At 65.0% G+C, this 17,628-nt stretch carries 13 protein-coding genes; 4 read left to right on the top strand and 9 right to left on the bottom strand.

Annotated features, from left to right (window positions below; all coding sequences use genetic code 11):
- The 6 genes from AC1RUR_RS35695 to AC1RUR_RS35670 form a co-directional block, all read right to left on the bottom strand.
- Positions 1–1,868: methyl-accepting chemotaxis protein (locus tag AC1RUR_RS35695; protein WP_492852818.1), on the bottom strand; the 1,868-nt coding region annotated here is incomplete at its 3' end.
- Positions 1,869–2,192: 324 nt separating this feature from the next.
- On the bottom strand, positions 2,193–3,935 hold the full coding sequence (locus AC1RUR_RS35690; protein ID WP_492852817.1) for a methyl-accepting chemotaxis protein: 1,743 nt from the start codon (positions 3,933–3,935) through the stop codon (positions 2,193–2,195).
- 227 nt (positions 3,936–4,162) lie between these two features.
- On the bottom strand, positions 4,163–4,396 hold the full coding sequence (locus AC1RUR_RS35685; protein ID WP_492852816.1) for a DUF6894 family protein: 234 nt from the start codon (positions 4,394–4,396) through the stop codon (positions 4,163–4,165).
- 164 nt (positions 4,397–4,560) lie between these two features.
- Complete coding sequence (locus tag AC1RUR_RS35680) at positions 4,561–5,160, bottom strand: hypothetical protein (RefSeq protein WP_492852815.1); 600 nt, start codon at positions 5,158–5,160, stop codon at positions 4,561–4,563.
- Positions 5,161–5,272: 112 nt separating this feature from the next.
- A complete protein-coding gene (acuI, locus tag AC1RUR_RS35675; protein ID WP_492852814.1) occupies positions 5,273–6,259 on the bottom strand; it encodes an acrylyl-CoA reductase (NADPH) in 987 nt (328 codons plus the stop codon).
- A gap of 42 nt (positions 6,260–6,301) precedes the next feature.
- Positions 6,302–7,546 carry an MFS transporter gene (locus tag AC1RUR_RS35670; RefSeq protein WP_492852813.1) on the bottom strand — a complete coding sequence of 415 codons (1,245 nt, stop codon included), beginning with the start codon at positions 7,544–7,546 and terminating at the stop codon, positions 6,302–6,304.
- Between the two features lie 333 nt (positions 7,547–7,879).
- Here AC1RUR_RS35670 and nadA point away from each other — a divergent pair, with 333 nt between their 5' ends.
- The 3 genes from nadA to nadC all read left to right on the top strand — a co-directional run bounded on the left by nadA (position 7,880) and on the right by nadC (position 11,553).
- Positions 7,880–8,992: a quinolinate synthase NadA gene (nadA, locus tag AC1RUR_RS35665; protein WP_492852812.1), complete on the top strand. Its 1,113-nt coding sequence runs from the start codon at positions 7,880–7,882 to the stop codon at positions 8,990–8,992.
- Between the two features lie 66 nt (positions 8,993–9,058).
- A complete protein-coding gene (locus tag AC1RUR_RS35660; protein ID WP_492852811.1) occupies positions 9,059–10,663 on the top strand; it encodes an L-aspartate oxidase in 1,605 nt (534 codons plus the stop codon).
- A gap of 11 nt (positions 10,664–10,674) precedes the next feature.
- The gene (gene nadC, locus AC1RUR_RS35655; RefSeq protein ID WP_492852810.1) at positions 10,675–11,553 is read left to right on the top strand and encodes a carboxylating nicotinate-nucleotide diphosphorylase; all 879 of its coding nucleotides are present in this window, start codon (positions 10,675–10,677) and stop codon (positions 11,551–11,553) included.
- A 124-nt stretch (positions 11,554–11,677) separates the two neighbouring features.
- Here the strand turns inward: nadC and AC1RUR_RS35650 are convergent, their stop codons facing one another.
- From AC1RUR_RS35650 to AC1RUR_RS35640, 3 genes are all read right to left on the bottom strand, one after another.
- Positions 11,678–13,144, bottom strand: coding sequence for a cell wall hydrolase (locus tag AC1RUR_RS35650; protein ID WP_492852809.1), 1,467 nt, complete (start codon positions 13,142–13,144; stop codon positions 11,678–11,680).
- 541 nt (positions 13,145–13,685) lie between these two features.
- Positions 13,686–16,637 (bottom strand): pyruvate, phosphate dikinase, encoded by a 2,952-nt coding sequence (ppdK, locus tag AC1RUR_RS35645; protein WP_492852808.1) that lies wholly within the window; start codon positions 16,635–16,637, stop codon positions 13,686–13,688.
- Positions 16,638–16,733: 96 nt separating this feature from the next.
- Positions 16,734–16,889 carry a DUF3096 domain-containing protein gene (locus AC1RUR_RS35640; RefSeq protein ID WP_018648785.1) on the bottom strand — a complete coding sequence of 52 codons (156 nt, stop codon included), beginning with the start codon at positions 16,887–16,889 and terminating at the stop codon, positions 16,734–16,736.
- Positions 16,890–17,113: 224 nt separating this feature from the next.
- Here AC1RUR_RS35640 and AC1RUR_RS35635 point away from each other — a divergent pair, with 224 nt between their 5' ends.
- The gene (locus AC1RUR_RS35635; RefSeq protein WP_492852807.1) at positions 17,114–17,461 is read left to right on the top strand and encodes a DUF1236 domain-containing protein; all 348 of its coding nucleotides are present in this window, start codon (positions 17,114–17,116) and stop codon (positions 17,459–17,461) included.
- The last annotated feature ends 167 nt before the right edge of the window (positions 17,462–17,628 follow it).

Genomic DNA, 17,628 nt, shown 5'->3' with positions numbered 1-17,628 from the left:
GCGCCGACCGATTCCTGCGTCGCGGCCTGGATGCCCGAGATCTGCTGCCCGATCTCGCCGGTCGCCTTCGCCGTCTGTTCGGCGAGCGCCTTGACCTCGGTTGCGACGACCGCAAAGCCCTTGCCGGCTTCGCCGGCGCGCGCCGCCTCGATCGTGGCGTTCAGCGCCAGCAAGTTGGTCTGGCCCGCGATGGTGTTGATCAGCTCGACGACGTCGCCGATGCGCGTCGCCGCCTTGGACAGCTCGCTGACGCGCTCGGTAGTGGTGCGGGCCTGACCGACGGCCTCGCTCGCCACGCGCGCGGATTCCTGCACCTGCCGGCTGATCTCCGTGATCGAGGACGACAATTCTTCGGTCGCCGACGCCACCGACTGCACGTTGGTGGAGGCCTCCTCGGAGGCTGCTGCCACGATGGTCGTCAGCTCCTGCGCACGCTCCGCCGTCGAGGTCAGCGTCGAGGCCGATGCCTCGAGCTCTGTCGCAGCCGAGGAGACGGTGTCGACGATCTCGCCGACGGCGGCTTCGAAGCCGTTCGCAAGCTTGTGCATCTCGGCCTTGCGTTGCGCGGCAGCGTGCTTCTCGGCCTCCGCTTGCCCGCTGCGCATGCGTTCGACCTCGAGACCGTGCTGCTTGAAGACTTCGACCGTACGCGCCATCTCACCGACCTCATCAGCTCGGCTGGTGCCGGGCACCGCGGTACCAAAGTCGCCGTTGGCGAGCTGCCCCATCGCGCCCGAAATGGCTGAAAGCGGATTGAGAATCCGCGAGAAGGTGATCCAGAAGCTGAGGCCGGCGAGCACCAGAGAGGTACAAAGCAACAGAACCGTGAGAATGAAATCACGCGCGCTGGCTTCCGCCTGCATGGCAGATTCACGGCCGGCAGCGGCGCCAATGGCCTCGCCGAGCTTCAGCACCGCATTAATGCCGGCAGTGGCCCGCGCGAAGTACTCGGAGCCGGTGATCTTGTAGTCTCCGCTTTCGCCCGAGGCGAGCGTGATCACACGCGTTTCGCCATAGACCCCAAAATAGACCTTCTCGACCTCGACAATCGCGTCCCCGATCTGCGCCGGCAGATCCTGGCGCAGCCGCACCGGCAATATCGTATCCCACGCGAGCTCCACCTTCGCGCGCAGCGCGGAAAGACGTAGAAAGCCTTCGGTGCCGAGCTTCGCTCGCGCCCCGACGGCCCCAGCCAGCAAGGCGCGCTCCCTTCCGGCGTTCTCGGCCATCTGAGCTGCAAGATGCCGCAAGCCGACCAGTTGCGCCAGCCTTGCCACAGGTGGACTGGTGAGGGTTTCAAGCGTTAGCCGCAAACGGTTGCTCGCAACGTCGATCACGTCGGTAATCGTCGGAACGAAGCCGTCCACTACATCGGGCGCGCGTTCGGCGCGCGGACGCGAGAGGCCTGCATCGACCTTCTCGCGCAACACGCGCAATTCCTCGAACTTCGCCGCGGCGTCTGCAACCTGCCTTTGCTCCGCCGCCATTTCGGGAATCGAACGAATATCCAGCACGGCCTCGCGAAAGGCCTCGTCCGCCGTCGCGCGTGCCTTCTCGATCTCGGCGCGACGCTCTGAGGTCACCGCATCGGGAGACTTCAGCGCCGCGTTGGTCATGCCGCGCTCAATCGCCCAGTGTCCCGCGCTGCGCAACAGCAGCTGCGCGACTCGATTGACCCTCAGGAATGCTTCCGACTCCTGCCGCTTGACGATCGCCTGATAGGCAATGAATCCAGTCGAAGACAACCCCAGCAGCACCAGTGCTATGATGATGCTTGGCAAAATCGTGCCGATCCGAATGTATCCAAGTCGGCTCGGCGCGCCGGCGACCTTGGTTCGGGTTTGCTGACTCTGGGCGAGACTCAACATGGTCCGTTTCCCCCATAGGAAACACGCAGCCAAGTCCTTGCCGGCCGCTTGGACGTTGATCGCCCTTGCCAGAGAAACTAGCCGCAGAGTTCCCTATTCTGATTAACGCGCCCCTCGGAGTAATACCGAGATTTTGAGCCAAATAATTGAAGCTCAAGCACTCATTTCACGAGCAGGTTGTAGATTTCAGCTTGAGGTAGCCACTGCTCGCCTCTGCAGCCAGCCGCCCCCGGTTCTGCGCGTGGGGATAAAACAAGACGCGAGAGCAGCATGCGTGAAGTGGCAGATGATCTCACGAGCTGCCTTGGGAATCGTGCGCGACTCTTACGCCGCGCGTACGGTGTCGAGAAACTTGCCGACCTCGAGCTTGAGGCGGCTGCTGTCGCCGGACAGCATCTGCGCGGCGGACAGCACCTGCGAGGAGGCTGACCCGGTCTCGCTGGCACCGCGCTGCACATCGCTGATGTTGGACGAGACTTGCTGCGTGCCCTGCGAAGCCTGTGCCACGTTGCGGGAGATTTCCTGCGTTGCCGCACCCTGCTCTTCCACCGCAGCCGCGATCGTCGAGGAGATCTCGGACAGCTTTTCGATCGTGTCGCTGATGTCCTTGATGGCGCCGACCGATTCCTGCGTCGCGGCCTGGATGCCCGAGATCTGCTGCCCGATCTCGCCGGTCGCCTTCGCCGTCTGCTCGGCGAGCGCCTTGACCTCGGTTGCGACGACCGCAAAGCCCTTGCCGGCTTCGCCGGCCCGCGCCGCCTCGATCGTGGCGTTCAGCGCCAGCAAGTTGGTCTGGCCCGCGATGGTGTTGATCAGCTCGACGACGTCGCCGATGCGCGTCGCCGCCTTGGACAGCTCGCTGACGCGCTCGGTAGTGGTGCGGGCCTGACCGACGGCCTCGCTCGCCACGCGCGCGGATTCCTGCACCTGCCGGCTGATCTCCGTGATCGAGGACGACAATTCTTCGGTCGCCGACGCCACCGACTGCACGTTGGTGGAGGCCTCCTCGGAGGCTGCTGCGACCACGGTGGTGAGCCGTTGCGTGCGCTCGGCGGTCGAGGTCAACGTAGTGGCGGACGCCTCGAGCTCGGTCGATGCCGATGACACCGTCCCGACGATCTCGCCGACCGCGGCTTCGAAGCCGTCGGCCAGCCTGCGCATCTCGGCCTTGCGCTGCTCGGCCGCAATCTGATCCTGCCGCATCTTGGCCTCCGCTTCCTCGCGCGCCTTCTGCTCGGACACGATCTTGAATTTTTCGACGGCGCCGGCAACCTCGCCGACCTCGTCCTTGCGGCCGAGGCCCGGCAGCACCACCGAGAAGTCGCCGCCGGCGAGCTTCTCCATCGCTGCCGTGAGGGCACGCATCGGCCGCGCGATGCTGAAGACGGAGAAGATGCAGGCACCAATCAGAACCAGCGCGACCAGCACGCCGGTGACGAGCGACGTCCGCGCAACCGACGCAGCTTCGGCTTCCGCCTCGGTGCGCGCCTCGACGCTCCTCTGCTTGGCGAAGTCGGTGATCTGATTGGCGAGCTCGGAGATCTCCTCGTTGATCGGCGCCAGCGTGCCCTTGCGGATACGATCGACCTCGGCAACGAGCTTTGCGAGTTGCGCCGCCGCTTCACCATCCTTCTTGGCATCGAGCGCGAGCTCCTGCTTGCGGATGGCCTCGATCTGCAACTCGCCCTTGCCGAATTCGCCGATCAGCACGGTCAGGCGATCGATCCGCTTGCGATTTTCGGCCGAGCGCGAGAGCTTGGCCATTTCGGCGGCGAACTGCTGCGCTGACTTCTGGCGGTCGTTGAAATAGGTGACCGCCTTCTGCATCTCGGCAGGCGAGGACGAGGTCAGGATGTCGCGAATGCCGATTTGCATCCCTCGCACCGAGCCCTTCGCTTCCGCCGCGTTTTGCGCGATCGCCTGCTGTCCCGATGCTCCATTGCCGAGTCTCTGGACTTCGGTGCCGCCGCTCATCTGGAGAAAGATCATCAGCGCGACCAGTGCGATGGTCAGCGCGGAGGTGATGGCGAGCTTGGTGCCGATTCGCAGATTCTGGATGAACGACATCGAACTATCCCCGGGATATATATTGCCGCGACGAAGCGCGTGAACATCCGGGGAAAGCTAACCGGCAGGTTACTCATTAACGTTAAGTGCGGCCCCCACGTCTTAGGTAGAAGTACGGACGACGCAGCGCAATTCGGCAGGCTTCTACACTTTTTGCGCGCAGCAGAATCAAGCTTCGCGGATTTGCATGCTTCGCGGTCGTTAACGCCCGCGCCGCCGCGGCGGTGTCAGCCCATCGCCTCTCCGACGAGGCTGATGCGAAAGACCGGCTTCTTGTTCTCGTCGAGCAGCTCCATGCACCACTCGGCGTTCGGCTTCAGGCTGCGCGAGATGCTGCCGAGCAGATTGGCGCAAACCTCGGTCATCTCGGCCCAGGCAGCGGCACGATCCTCGAACTCGTACGGCTGATCGGCGGCGCCGGAATAGCGGCCGGTACTGATGCGGAAAAAGTACAGCGACATCGTTGAACCCTTGCGTAGGGCCGCGCCCCCCGGCCGTACGCAAACTGGGGCGCGAGTCGCTACCAACGCATGAAAGACGCCGTCCGTATGACTACGGCGCGGCGGCTTCGTGCACGATGATCGTCTTCAACGAGAAAGAGCGCGGATGGCCCCGTGCAGCCGACCTACTGGGTGGAGCGGCGCAGCTCCAGCGGGCCCTCGTTCTTCACGGGCTCCGACTTGACTTCCGATTTCACCGGCTCGAGCCGGCTGCTCTCGACACGCGGGGTCTCGACGCGCGCGGCAACCTCGGTATTCGGCGCAGCGACCGACCCGGTGTGCTCCGAGGAGCGCAGCGAACGCGGACGCGCCACGGCGCGCGCCATCAGCATCTGGTTGCCGCCCTGGTGGTGGAAGTCGCAATAGGCGAAGCCCATGCCCGACACCGAGCCGCGGAAGCTACGATCGTCGGTCTTTTCAAGGTTGAAACAGGGCTCGAACGGAATGCCCTTGATCGAGGCGCAGACGTTCTGGCCGCGAATCTGGAGCGTGTTGCCGGGCAGGCGGAGATGCTTGACCGGGCCGGCACCCGAGAACTGCACGGCACCGGCGGCGCCGAGGTCGTCCAGGATGCGGCCCGCGCCGCGCGTACCGTCGAAGCATGTGAAAGCGAACACCTTGCCGGCGACGAAGCGGCGCGCCTCGTCGGCATTCATGCTTCCAGCAATGGCCGGCGCAAACGTCGCTGCCGCCGTGACAGCCCCCAACACAATACGCGCAAGCATGCTCAACTCCGAACCAACCCCAGCGCGGGCGATGCCTTATCTCTTTACCCGCTGCTTACCATACTAACCATGGCGACATTGAAGCAGCTTGGTTGGTAAAGTCTGAACGCCGTTAGACAATTTTTACCACGATCCGGCCCCGGACCTGGCCGGCGAGGATTTTTGCGCCCCAATCGGAAACCTCGGAAAGCGGGATTTCATGAGTAATTTCAGATAGTTTCGTCCGATCCAGATCGACGGCCAGACGCTGCCAGGCGGCCTTCCTGGGCTCGATCGGGCACATCACCGAATCGATGCCGAGAAGGCACACTCCGCGCAAAATGAAAGGTGCGACAGAAGACGGCAGGTCCATGCCCGCCGCAAGGCCACACGCGGCGATCGCACCGCCGTACTTCGTCATCGACAGGAGGTTGGCGAGCGTGGTCGAGCCGACGCTGTCGACACCACCCGCCCAGCGTTCCTTGGCGATGGGCTTGGCCGGCGCCGACAATTCGTTGCGGTCGATGATCTCGGCGGCACCGAGGTGCTTGAGATACTCGGCCTCCGCGGCGCGGCCGGTCGAGGCAATGACGTGATAGCCGAGCTTGGACAGCACCGCGGTGGCGACCGAGCCGACGCCGCCGGCTGCGCCCGTCACCACGACAGGACCGCTCTTCGGCGACAAGCCGTGCTTCTCCAGCGCCAGCACCGAAAGCATCGCGGTGAAACCGGCCGTGCCGATCGCCATGGCGTCGCGCGCCGACAGGCCCTGCGGAAGGGCGACCAGCCAGTCGCCCTTCACCCGCGCCTTCTCGGCATAGGCACCGAGATGGGTCTCGCCCATGCCCCAGCCGGTGCAGACGACCTTGTCGCCCGCCTTCCATTGCGGATGCGATGACGCTTCGACCGTGCCTGCGAAGTCGATGCCGGCGATCATCGGAAAGCGGCGGACTACCGGCGCCTTGCCGGTCAGCGCAAGGCCGTCCTTGTAGTTCAGCGTCGACCACTCGACGCGGACGGTGACGTCGCCCTCCATCAGCTCGGCTTCGTCGAACTGCGCCAGCTGCGCGGTGGTGCCCTTGTCCGCCTTGTCGATCCGGATCGCCTTGAACGTGGCCACAGCTTGAACTCCCTGACTTTGTTTCAGGGCATGTTTAGCCGATCAGGCAGGCTGCGCAACCGCTCGCGCGACCGGTTTCTCCACGATCGGAAGATTGATCAACGCCGAGAGCACGCCGAACAGGATCGAGAGCCACCAGATCGGCGTATAGGAACCGAACCGTTCGAACACGATGCCGCCGAGCCAGACGCCGAGGAAGCCGCCGACCTGATGGCTGACGAAGGCGAAGCCATAGAGCGTCGCCAGCCAGCGCGTGCCGAACATCAGCGCCACCAGCGCCGAGGTCGGCGGCACCGTCGACAACCAGGTCAGGCCGGAGATCGCACCGAACGCGATCGCCGAAAACGGCGTGATCGGGAACGAGATGAAGGCCAGCGTCGCGAGCGCGCGCGTAAAATAGATCGTGGAGAGGATGAAGCGCTTGGGCAGATAGTTCTGGAGATAGCCGACGCTCAGCGATCCCATGATGTTGAACAGGCCAATGGCCGCGATGACCCAGCCGCCGGTTTGCGTCGAGATGCCGCGATCGACCAGGAACGCCGGCAGATGCACCGTAATGAAAGCAAGCTGGAAACCGCAGGTGAAGAAGCCGAGCACCAGCAGCACGTAGGAGCGATGGCCAAAGGCTTCCGCGAGCGCCTTGGTGAAGGACTGCTCGTCCGCCGGCGCCTTGCTCGCAGAGCCGTCGACCGGCGGCGTCGAGAGCGCCAGCGACAACGGAATGATCAGCAGCATCAGGAAGCCGAACACGGTGAGCGCCTGCTGCCAGCCGAAATTGTCGATCAGTGCGACACCGATCGGCGCGAACAGGAACTGTCCGAACGAGCCTGCCGCGGTGCCGGCACCCAGCGCCAGGCCGCGCTTCTCGGCCGGCAGCAGCTTGCTGAACGCCGACAGCACCAGGTTGAACGAGCAGCCGGCGAGGCCAAAGCCGACCATCACACCCGCCCCCAGATTCAGCGACAGCGGCGTGGAAGAGTAACGCATCAGGAGCAGGCCGCCGGCATAGAGCAGAGCGCCGACGCACATCACCCGGAACAGGCCGAAGCGATCGGCGACTGCGCCCGCGACCGGCTGGCCCAATCCCCACAACAGATTCTGGAAGGCAATCGCAAGGCCAAACACGTCGCGGCCCCAGGCGAACTCTTGACTCATCGGCTGCACGAAGAAGCCGAGCGCCGAGCGCGGGCCGAAGCCGAGCATGCCGATGGCGCAGCCGCAGAGAATGATGATGGCCGGTGTGCGCCAGGTGGAGGAACGACCGAGCTCGCTTGCTTGTGTCGACATGGGGTTCCTCATCTGTCGTTGGCGGATCCCAAACAGGTGCCGCAGGCCAGCTCGTTTAATGCAAATGCATGAAAATCCCAAGTCAAAAATGACTGCATTCCATGAAGGGCTGCTGCCGGAGCATTGCGTTTCAACCAGACCGGCGCAGCGGAGGGCGTCTTGACGGGAATGTGTGCGAGGAGATCTAGCAACACCCGGCCATGCGTGATATCTTTGATTTACTCAGATTGAGCATATTAGGCCAGTGACCACGTGTGACCCGGCTTCTCGGCCGGATTTCTTAGGCTCCATATATACTCAAATTGAGTACAACAACATGCGCGGGAGGCTTCAATGCCGATCACTGGACTTTACGGCCCCGACGACTTTGCCAACCGGCCGCAGGGCCAAGTCACGAACAACACATCTCCACGCGCCGCGCCGGCGCGACGGGGACCCACGCTGCCGATACCCTCGCTGGAATGGACTGATGAGGTCGAGCGCGCCACGGCGCCGCTCTACGAGCGGGTGAAGCATGTGATCCCACCGATCGAGTGGCCACTGATGGCGCCGACGATCAAGGCGATCAACGAATTGAAGCAGGCGCGCGGCGCGGTGATCCTCGCGCACAACTACCAGGCTCCGGAGATCTTCCACTGCGTCGCCGACATCGGCGGCGACTCGCTCCAGCTCGCGGTCGAAGCGACCAAGGTGAAGGCCGACATCATCGTCCAGTGCGGCGTGCATTTCATGGCGGAGACCTCGAAACTGCTCAATCCGGACAAGACGGTGCTGATTCCGGACTCGCGCGCCGGCTGCTCGCTCGCCGCCAGCATCACCGGCGCCGACGTCCGCCTGCTCCGCGAAAAATTTCCCGGTGTGCCCGTGGTCGCCTATGTCAACACCTCCGCGGAGGTTAAGGCCGAGGTCGACATCTGCTGCACCTCGTCGAACGCGGTGCAGGTGGTCGAAAGCCTGAATGCGCCAAGCGTGATCTTCCTGCCCGACCGCTATCTCGCGACCTACGTGGCCTCGAAGACCGACGTGAAGATCATCGCCTGGAAGGGCGCCTGCGAGGTGCACGAGCGCTTCAAGGCTGCGGAGCTGCGCGAGCTTCGCGAGGCCGATCCGTCCGTTCAGATCATCGCGCATCCCGAATGCCCGCCTGACGTGCTGGCGGAGGCCGATTTCACCGGCTCGACCGCGCACATGATCAACTGGGTGCGCGAAAAGCGACCGCGGCGGCTGGTGATGATCACGGAATGCTCGATGGCCGACAATGTGCGGGCCGAGCTGCCCGACGTGGAGATGCTGCGTCCGTGCAATCTCTGCCCGCACATGAAGCGCATCACGCTCGCCAACATTCTGGAGAGCCTGCTGACGCTGCGCGAGGAGGTCACGATCGATCCGGCGCTTGCGATGCGCGCGAGACGATCGGTCGAGCGAATGATCAATCTGAAGAACTAGCAACACAAATCGCAACACACACAGTGTCGTCCCGGCGAAGGCCGGGACGACGATGAGGAGATAGCCATGACAAACATCCCCAACCTCACCCGCACGACCGATGACGTCGTCATCGTCGGCGGCGGCCTCGCCGGACTGTTCTGCGCGCTGAAGCTGGCACCGCGGCCGGTGACGCTGATCTCCGCGGCACCGCTCGGACAGGGCGCCTCGTCCGCCTGGGCGCAAGGCGGCATCGCCGCGGCGGTGGCCGAAGGCGATACGCCGGAGGCGCACGCCGCCGATACCATCGCCGTCGGCGGCGGCCTCGTCGACGAGGCGGTCGCGCTCGGCATCGCCCGCGAGGCTGCGCCGCGCATCCACGACCTGCTCGTCTATGGCGTGCCGTTCGACCGCGATCTCGAGGGCAGGCTCGCCGTCGGGCGGGAAGCCGCACACTCGGCGCGCCGCATCGTGCATGTGCGCGGCGACGGCGCGGGCGCTGCGATCATCGCCGCCCTGAGCGAGGCCGTGCGCCGCACGCCGTCGATCCGGCTGATCGAAGGCTTTGTCGCCGAAGCCCTGTTGACGGAGGACGGCACTGTTGCCGGCCTTCAATTGCGCGAGGTCGGCAATCCCGCGGCACGACCGGTCCTGCTCGCCTCTCGCGCGGTGGTGCTCGCGACCGGCGGCCTCGGCCATCTCTATGCCGTCACCACCAATCCGTTTGAAGCGAGCGGATCTGGCCTTGCGATCGCCGCGCGCGCAGGCGCCGTGATCGCCGATCCTGAATTCGTGCAGTTCCATCCAACCGCCATCATGGTCGGCCGCGATCCGGCGCCGCTCGCAACGGAGGCGCTGCGTGGTGAAGGGGCCACGCTGATCAACGGCAATAATGAGCGCTTCATGCTGGCGCGCCATCCGCTCGCCGAGCTCGCGCCGCGCGACATCGTGGCCCGCGGCGTGTTCGCCGAGATCGCGGCCGGGCGCGACGCCTTCCTCGACGCGCGGCAAGCGCTCGGCGCGCGCTTCGCCGAGAAATTCCCGACGGTGCATGCGAGCTGCATCGCCGCCGGCATCGATCCCGCCACGCAGGCGATCCCGATCGCGCCGGCCGCGCACTACCACATGGGCGGCATTGCGGTGGACGCGCGCGGCCGCAGCTCGATCGACGGGCTCTGGGCCGGCGGCGAAGTGTCGTCCACCGGCGCGCATGGTGCCAACCGCCTCGCCTCGAATTCGCTGCTGGAGGCCGTGGTCTACGCCGCGCGGATCGCCGACGACATCGCCGGCCGCGCGATCCCTTCACCTGCCCGCCTCCCCGATGCGTTGGTGACGTCGCGCGGCAACTCACCGGATGCCGCGGCCGTGAAGCTGCTGCGCGCGACGATGAGTGCACATGTCGGCGTCATCCGCGACGACGACGGGCTTGCAGAAGCGGCGCGCAGCTTTGCCGCGCTCGAACGCGAGGCCAGCAGCGTTGCTGTTCGCAACATGGCGATTTCCGCCCTGCTCGTCGCTGCTGCGGCGTGGATGCGGCGCGAGAGCCGCGGCGCGCATTTCCGCATCGATCATCCGGCCGATGTCCCCGCGCTGGCGCAGAGAACGATGACCACGCTCGCCGCGGTGCGCGAGGTGGCAGACAGCTTGAACGACCGTACGTCGCCGCGCATTGCGCAACCCATGATCGCTTGACGGAGTCTTTTATGATCACCCCGACCTCTCTGCTCTATCCAGATGCTTTCCTCTCACCACTCGCGATCGACGAGGCCGTGCATCGCGCGCTCGACGAGGATCTCGGCCGCGCCGGCGACATCACCTCGCTCGCGACGATCCCCGAAGCAACAAAGGCACAAGCCGTCCTCGTCGCGCGCCAGTCCGGCGTAATCGCGGGGTTGCCGCCGGCGCTGGCGACGCTGCAAAAGCTCTCGCCCGACATCGAGGTGCGGGCGCATGTCCGCGACGCCGCACGCGTTGCCCGCGGGCAGCATGTGCTGACGATCTCCGGTCCCGCGCGCGCCATCCTCACGGCGGAGCGGACCGCGCTGAATTTCGTCGGCCGGCTGTCGGGCGTCGCGACGCTGACGGCCGACTACGTCGCGCGCACCGAGGGCACGAGAATGCGGATCTGCTGCACGCGAAAAACCACGCCGGGTTTGCGCGCACTGGAAAAGTACGCCGTGCGCTGCGGCGGCGGCTTCAACCACCGCTTCGGGCTCGACGATGCGATCCTGATCAAGGACAACCACATCGCGGTCGCCGGCGGCATCCGCCCCGTGCTGGAGCGAGCGCGCGCGCACGCCGGCCATCTCGTCAAGATCGAGATCGAGGTCGATACGCTGATCCAGCTGCGCGAAGTGCTGGACACGAGGATGGCTGACGCCGTGCTGCTCGACAACATGGACCTCGCGACGTTGCGCGAGGCTGTGCGGATGAGCGAAGGCCGCGTCACGCTGGAGGCGTCAGGCGGCGTCACGCTCGACTCGATTGCGGCAATCGCCGCGACCGGTGTGGATTACGCCTCATCCGGCGCACTGACGCATTCCGCGCCGAATTTTGATTGTGCACTGGATATCGAGGCGTGATTGGAGCGCTGATGCCTCCACAACGTCATGGCCGGGCTCGTCCCGGCCATCCACGCCTCGCCCCGCAGCACAGGGAACGTGGATGCCCGGGACAAGCCCGGGCATGACGAACTCCTGTGGCTGACTACCGCCGCTCGCTCGCGCCCATCTCGGCGGAGCTCTTGGCTTCCTGTGCGAGTTCAGCGGAGAGCGCGGCGGTCTGGGCCGGAGAGCCCCAGCTCGGTTCCTCGCGGCCGTCGCCCCAGGCGCGCGGACGGTAGAAGGTGTGCACGCCGGTCTTGTACATTTTCTTCATCTCGGCGACCCAGGACGGGCGCACCCAATAGGCGTGGTAGTGCGTGGACTTGCCGACTTCCGGCAGCCAGATCTGGCCGTCGAGCATTGCCTTCGAAATTTTCTTGGCGCGTTCCCACATTTCGGGCTCGCGGATCACGTCGGCATTGTTGTCGCAGGCGAAGGTGAACTGGCAGGCGAGGTGGCGGTGCTTGTTCTGATAGACCGCGCCGCACACGGTGTCGGGGTATTTGCCGGAGAACACGCGGTTCATCACGACTTGCGCGACCGCGATCTGGCCGCGCACGGCCTCGCCGCGGGCCTCGAAGTAGACGGCTTCGGCCAGGCACTTCTCGGACTTGGCGCGCGACTTGTCGTCGAGTGCGAGCCGCTCCGCCGGTGACCTCGTGCGCTGATTGTCGGCATTGACCTCGCCCTTCGGCGCGACGCTCTCGCCGCTTTCGATATCTTTGGCGATCTCTTCCGTCGGCGGCATCAGTGAGGCCGTCACCTTCATGTCGGGGTCGGGCATCACGATCAACGGCTCGGCGCCGGGTTGCCAGCTCTCGATGCTTTCGAGACCGCCGCCGAGCGAGGAGCTGCCGAAGAACAGGTTCGAGGTCTTGACGCTGAAGGGATCGCGCGCAGGCGCGGCCGGCGCGGTGGCCCGCTTCAGCGCCTCGAGCGGCTGAACCGCGAACGAGCGCGCAAGATCGCTCGCCTTCGGCGGATTGGCATATTGCGGCAGCGGCGGCGCACGCAGCGCTTCCTGGAGCTCGGGGTCGAGCGCGGCCGCGGACTCCGGCGACATTGCTTGCGACATCGCCTGCGGCAACGCGGCGGTCTTGGCGCCGAACACCGAGCTGTTCGACGTCGCGGGATCTTCCTGCGCAGGAGCTGCGGCCGGTGCGGCAGCGTCGGGAGACGTCGCCGGCACAACGACAGAGAGGCGATCACCCTTCATGGAGCGATCGACCTTGGGAAAATCCGCTGCCTGGTAGCGCGGCGGCGCCTGGAGCGCCGGATTGCGGCTGATCGCGCCGGTGACGTCGCGGCCATCGAGGCTCGCGAGGCGAACCATTGCGCTCTGCGGAACCGAGGTGCCGATGGGACGGGAGAAACTGTAGGTGGCGAGCTGGATCGAGGACGCCGCGGAATACACCTGCTTCTGCCAACGCTCGGCGACGCCGGGTTGGCGTGCCAGCAAAGAGGCAATGTCCTGATAGCCGGTCTCTCTCGGCATCAATGCGAAGATGCAGAGACCGATGCCGAAGGACGCGAACCGCGCGCCCTTCGGATGGTTACGCAACACTGACATCGATACGCTCACGCTACGCTTACGCCAGAAAAATCGAACGGCAGTACATCCGTGCAATTCGATCTTTCTCGTAAGTATCTAATTTAGGTTGCCGGGGCGTTAATCGGCGTTGCGCGCGCGGCACACTCAAGCGATCGCAGGTGTTTTCACGGGGGAATGATGCGCATTGGTAAATGCCGCCTGACGTGAAGCGGTAAACATCTGGTCAACGCGAATGGTGAAGGAACTCTTGCGCCCACGTATCATTACGGGACGCGCGATGGGTTCCCGGTGTTGCAGGAAGTGCTTCGACAACAACTGCTGTCATGCTCCGCGAAAGCGGGGCATCCAGTACGCTGCGGCTTCTCGGCTCAATCACTGACGTCCCGGCGTAGTGGATCGCCCGCCTTCGCGGGCGATGACACCGAGAGTGTGGCGGCATGCGCGTGCAACAACCTCGTCATTGCGAGCGCAGCTCGCAATGACGGCAGGATGCAGCGTCGTACAAAATGAAAGAGGCGGGGTTTGGCCCCGCCTCTTCGCATCAGCATTTCAAATCGTCTTACGCCTGGCTCGCCACCGCCTTGCCGAGCGCGGCTTGCGCCGCGGCGAGACGCGCGATCGGCACGCGGTAGGGCGAGCACGACACGTAGTCGAGGCCGATATTGTGGCAGAAGGCGACGGAAGCGGGATCGCCGCCGTGCTCGCCGCAGATGCCGACCTTGAGCGAGGGGCGCGTCTTGCGGCCGCGCGCGACGCCGATCTTCACGAGCTCGCCGACGCCTTCCTGGTCCAGCGCGACGAAGGGATCGATCGGGAGGATCCCCTTGGACACGTAGGTGCCGAGGAAGCTCGCCGCATCGTCGCGGCTGATGCCGTAGGTGGTCTGCGTCAGATCGTTGGTGCCGAACGAGAAGAACTCCGCGCTCTCGGCGATCTCGGCGGCCAGCAGGCAGGCGCGCGGCAGCTCGATCATGGTACCGACCTGATAGGCGATCTTGGTATTGCTGTCGCGCATCACCGCCTTCGCGGTGGTGTCGATGCGCGCCTTGACGAGATCGAGCTCCATCTTGGTCGCGATCAGCGGCACCATCACCTCGAGGCCGACGGCCTTGCCGGTGCGCTTCTCGGCCTCGACCGCCGCCTCGAAGATCGCGCGCGCCTGCATCTCGGCGATCTCAGGATAGGCGATCGCGATACGGCAGCCGCGGAAGCCGAGCATCGGATTGAACTCCGAGAGCTCGCGCGCACGGTCGGCCAGGCGCCGCGGATCGGTGTTCATGGCGCGCGCCACTTCCTCGACCTCGGCATGGGTGTGCGGCAGGAACTCGTGCAACGGCGGATCCAGCAGGCGGATCGTGACGGGCAGGCCCTTCATGATCTCGAACAGCTCGACGAAGTCGGCGCGCTGCATCGGCAAGAGCTTGGCGAGCGCGGCGCGGCGCGACTGCTCGTCCTCGGAGAGGATCATCTCGCGCACGGTGCGGATGCGGGTCTCTTCGAAGAACATGTGCTCGGTGCGGCAGAGGCCGATGCCTTCCGCGCCGAACTTGATCGCGGTGCGGGCGTCATCCGGCGTATCGCCATTGACGCGGACGCCGATCTTGCGGACCTGGTCGGCCCACTTCATCAGCGTGCCGAACTCGCCGGACAGTTCCGGCTCGATCATCGGCATGCGGCCGGCGAGCACCTGGCCGAGCGAGCCGTCGATGGTGATGACGTCGCCGGTCTTGAAGGTGCGCGAGCCGATGCTCATGGTGCCGCGACCGTAATCGACGCGGATGGTGCCGCAGCCGGAGACGCAGGGCTTGCCCATGCCGCGGGCGACGACCGCCGCGTGCGAGGTCATGCCGCCGCGCGTGGTCAAGATGCCTTCGGCGGCGTGCATGCCGTGGATGTCTTCCGGGCTGGTCTCGATGCGGACCAGGATCACCTTGCGTCCGTCGGCCTGAAGCTTGGCCGCTTCGTCCGAGGAGAACACGATCTCGCCGGAGGCAGCACCAGGCGAAGCCGGCAGGCCGGTCGCGATCACGTCGCGCTTGGCGTTGGGATCGATGGTCGGATGCAGCAGTTGATCCAGCGAGGCCGGATCGATCCGCGTCACCGCTTCCTTCTTGGTGATCAGGCCCTCATTGGCCAGTTCAACCGCGATGCGCAGCGCGGCCTTCGCGGTGCGCTTGCCGCCGCGGGTCTGGAGCATCCACAGCTTGCCCTGCTCGACCGTGAACTCCATGTCCTGCATGTCGCGGTAGTGCTTCTCGAGCAGCGTGTAGATGCGCGTCAGCTCCTTGAAGGCCTCCGGCATCGCCGCTTCCATCGACGCCTTGTCGGAGCCGGATTCCTTCCGCGCCTCCTCGGTGATGTCCTGCGGCGTGCGGATGCCCGCCACCACGTCCTCACCTTGCGCGTTGATCAGGAACTCGCCGTAGAGCTTGCTCTCGCCGGTCGAGGGATTGCGGGTGAAGGCAACGCCGGTCGCCGACGTCTCGCCCATGTTGCCGAACACCATGGCCTGCACGTTGACCGCAGTGCCCCAGGATTCCGGAATGTCGTGCAGCTTGCGGTAGGTCACCGCGCGCGCGTTCATCCAGGATGAGAACACGGCACCAATCGCGCCCCAGAGCTGGTCGTGCGGATCCTGCGGGAAGTCCTTGCCCGTCTCGCGCGCGACGGCGTCCTTGTACTTGCCGACCAGATCGACCCAATCCTCGGCGGAGAGATCCGTATCGAGCGTGTAGCCCTGGCTGTCCTTGAAGCTGTCGAGGATTTCCTCGAAGTGATGATGCTCGAAGCCGAGCACCACGTCGGAATACATGGTGATGAAACGGCGGTAGCTGTCATAGGCGAAGCGGCGGTCGCCCGACAATTCCGAGAGCGCTTCCACAGTCTCGTCGTTGAGGCCGAGATTGAGCACGGTGTCCATCATGCCCGGCATCGAGGCGCGCGCACCGGAGCGCACGGAGACGAGCAGCGGGTTCTTGGTGTCGCCGAACACCTTGCCGGTCAACTTGCCGACATGGTCGAGCGCCTTCTCAACCTGCGACTGCAATTCCTTCGGGTAGGACTTGTCGTGCGCGTAGAAATAGGTGCAGACCGAGGTCGGGATGGTGAAGCCGGGAGGCACGGGAAGGCCGAGATTGGCCATCTCGGCGAGGTTGGCGCCCTTGCCGCCGAGCAGGTCGCGCATCTCCGTCCGGCCCTCGGCCTTGCCGTCACCGAATGTGAACACCCATTTGCCGGCCTTGGCCGCAGCCGCCGCCGTCTTGGTTGGTGCAGTCTTGGCTGGTGCAGCCTTGCCCGGTGCCGGTTTCACGGCCTTTGGCGCGACCGGCTTGGTCACAGCCTTTGCGACAGCCTTGGCGGCGGGCTTCACAGCCGACTTGGCAACAGCCTTGGCAACCGGCTTCGAGGCGCTCTTGGGAAGCGCCTTGCGGGCCGCCGGTGCGGCTTTCGCCTTGGCGGAGGACTTTGATTTCGCTGGAGTTTTATTGGGCTTCGAGGCGGCTTTGGCCATAGCTTGCACACAACCTGCGAGAGGAAAGGGAAATCGCGCGCCTTACACCACTTTGGGCAGGCCCGCGCAAGTCGAAGAGTTCCGGAAAATGAAGGCCTAGAGATGGAGCCACTTCAACAATCCGAGCCCAATCGCACCATTTACGATGAGAAAGATCGCGACGATGAGGTTGAGGAGCCGTGGCATGATCAGAATGAGCACGCCCGCAATCAACGACAGGATCGGCGAAATGTGGGCGACGGTGATGTGCATGAATTATCTTTCCGTGGAGGTGAGGCGAATCGCGGGCGGATCATAGCGGACCCGGTTCCGCGGGTAGAGACGCACTGGGGGTCGTGGGAGTTCCCGGCTTCGCGAAAACTGCCCGAAAATGCCGCTGATACGGCAAGGCATTTTCCGGAACATCGGGCGCGTCGCAGCATTGGCAACCGGTCGCGCCACTGGCGCCGGCTGAAATCATGTCGAAGGAGTTGCCCATGCGGAACAGGATTCTCGCTCTCGCCGCGCTTGGCGTCGCGCACGGTGCGCCGATCTCGGCACAGGCACAAAATACGGTGGGACGCGCACCCGTCGTGGTCGACGGCGGCCCGACCATTGAGGTCGAACAACGACCCGCCTTTCGTGACTATGTCGTCGAACAACGTGTGCCGGCCTTCCGCATTCCGGACCGCGTGGTGGTTGGAGCCACCTTACCCGAGAGCGGCGTCACCTATTATGACGTGCCGCAACGTTTCGGCGCCACCACCTATCGCTACACCGTCGTGAACGGCGAGACCGTGCTGGTCGAGCCGCGCTCGCGCCGCATCGTCGAGGTGCTGGATTAGCCTCTGGTTCGGACGCGTTTTCCTTGCGCGAACTGGTCTCCACGTCGCTCGAAAACGCATCGTTCGACTCGATGTCCGGCGCGTCAAATCAGGCTGACGCGCATCGCGTAGTCGGACATCAGGCCCCGCCCGGTCTCCCCCCGCCGGGCGGGGCTTTTTTCTTGCGT

The sequence above is a fragment of the Bradyrhizobium sp. GW821-FHT12B03 genome, assembly GCF_058807535.1.
The sequence above is the reverse complement of the archived record's forward strand: the minus strand, read 5'-3'. Positions and strand labels throughout refer to the sequence as shown.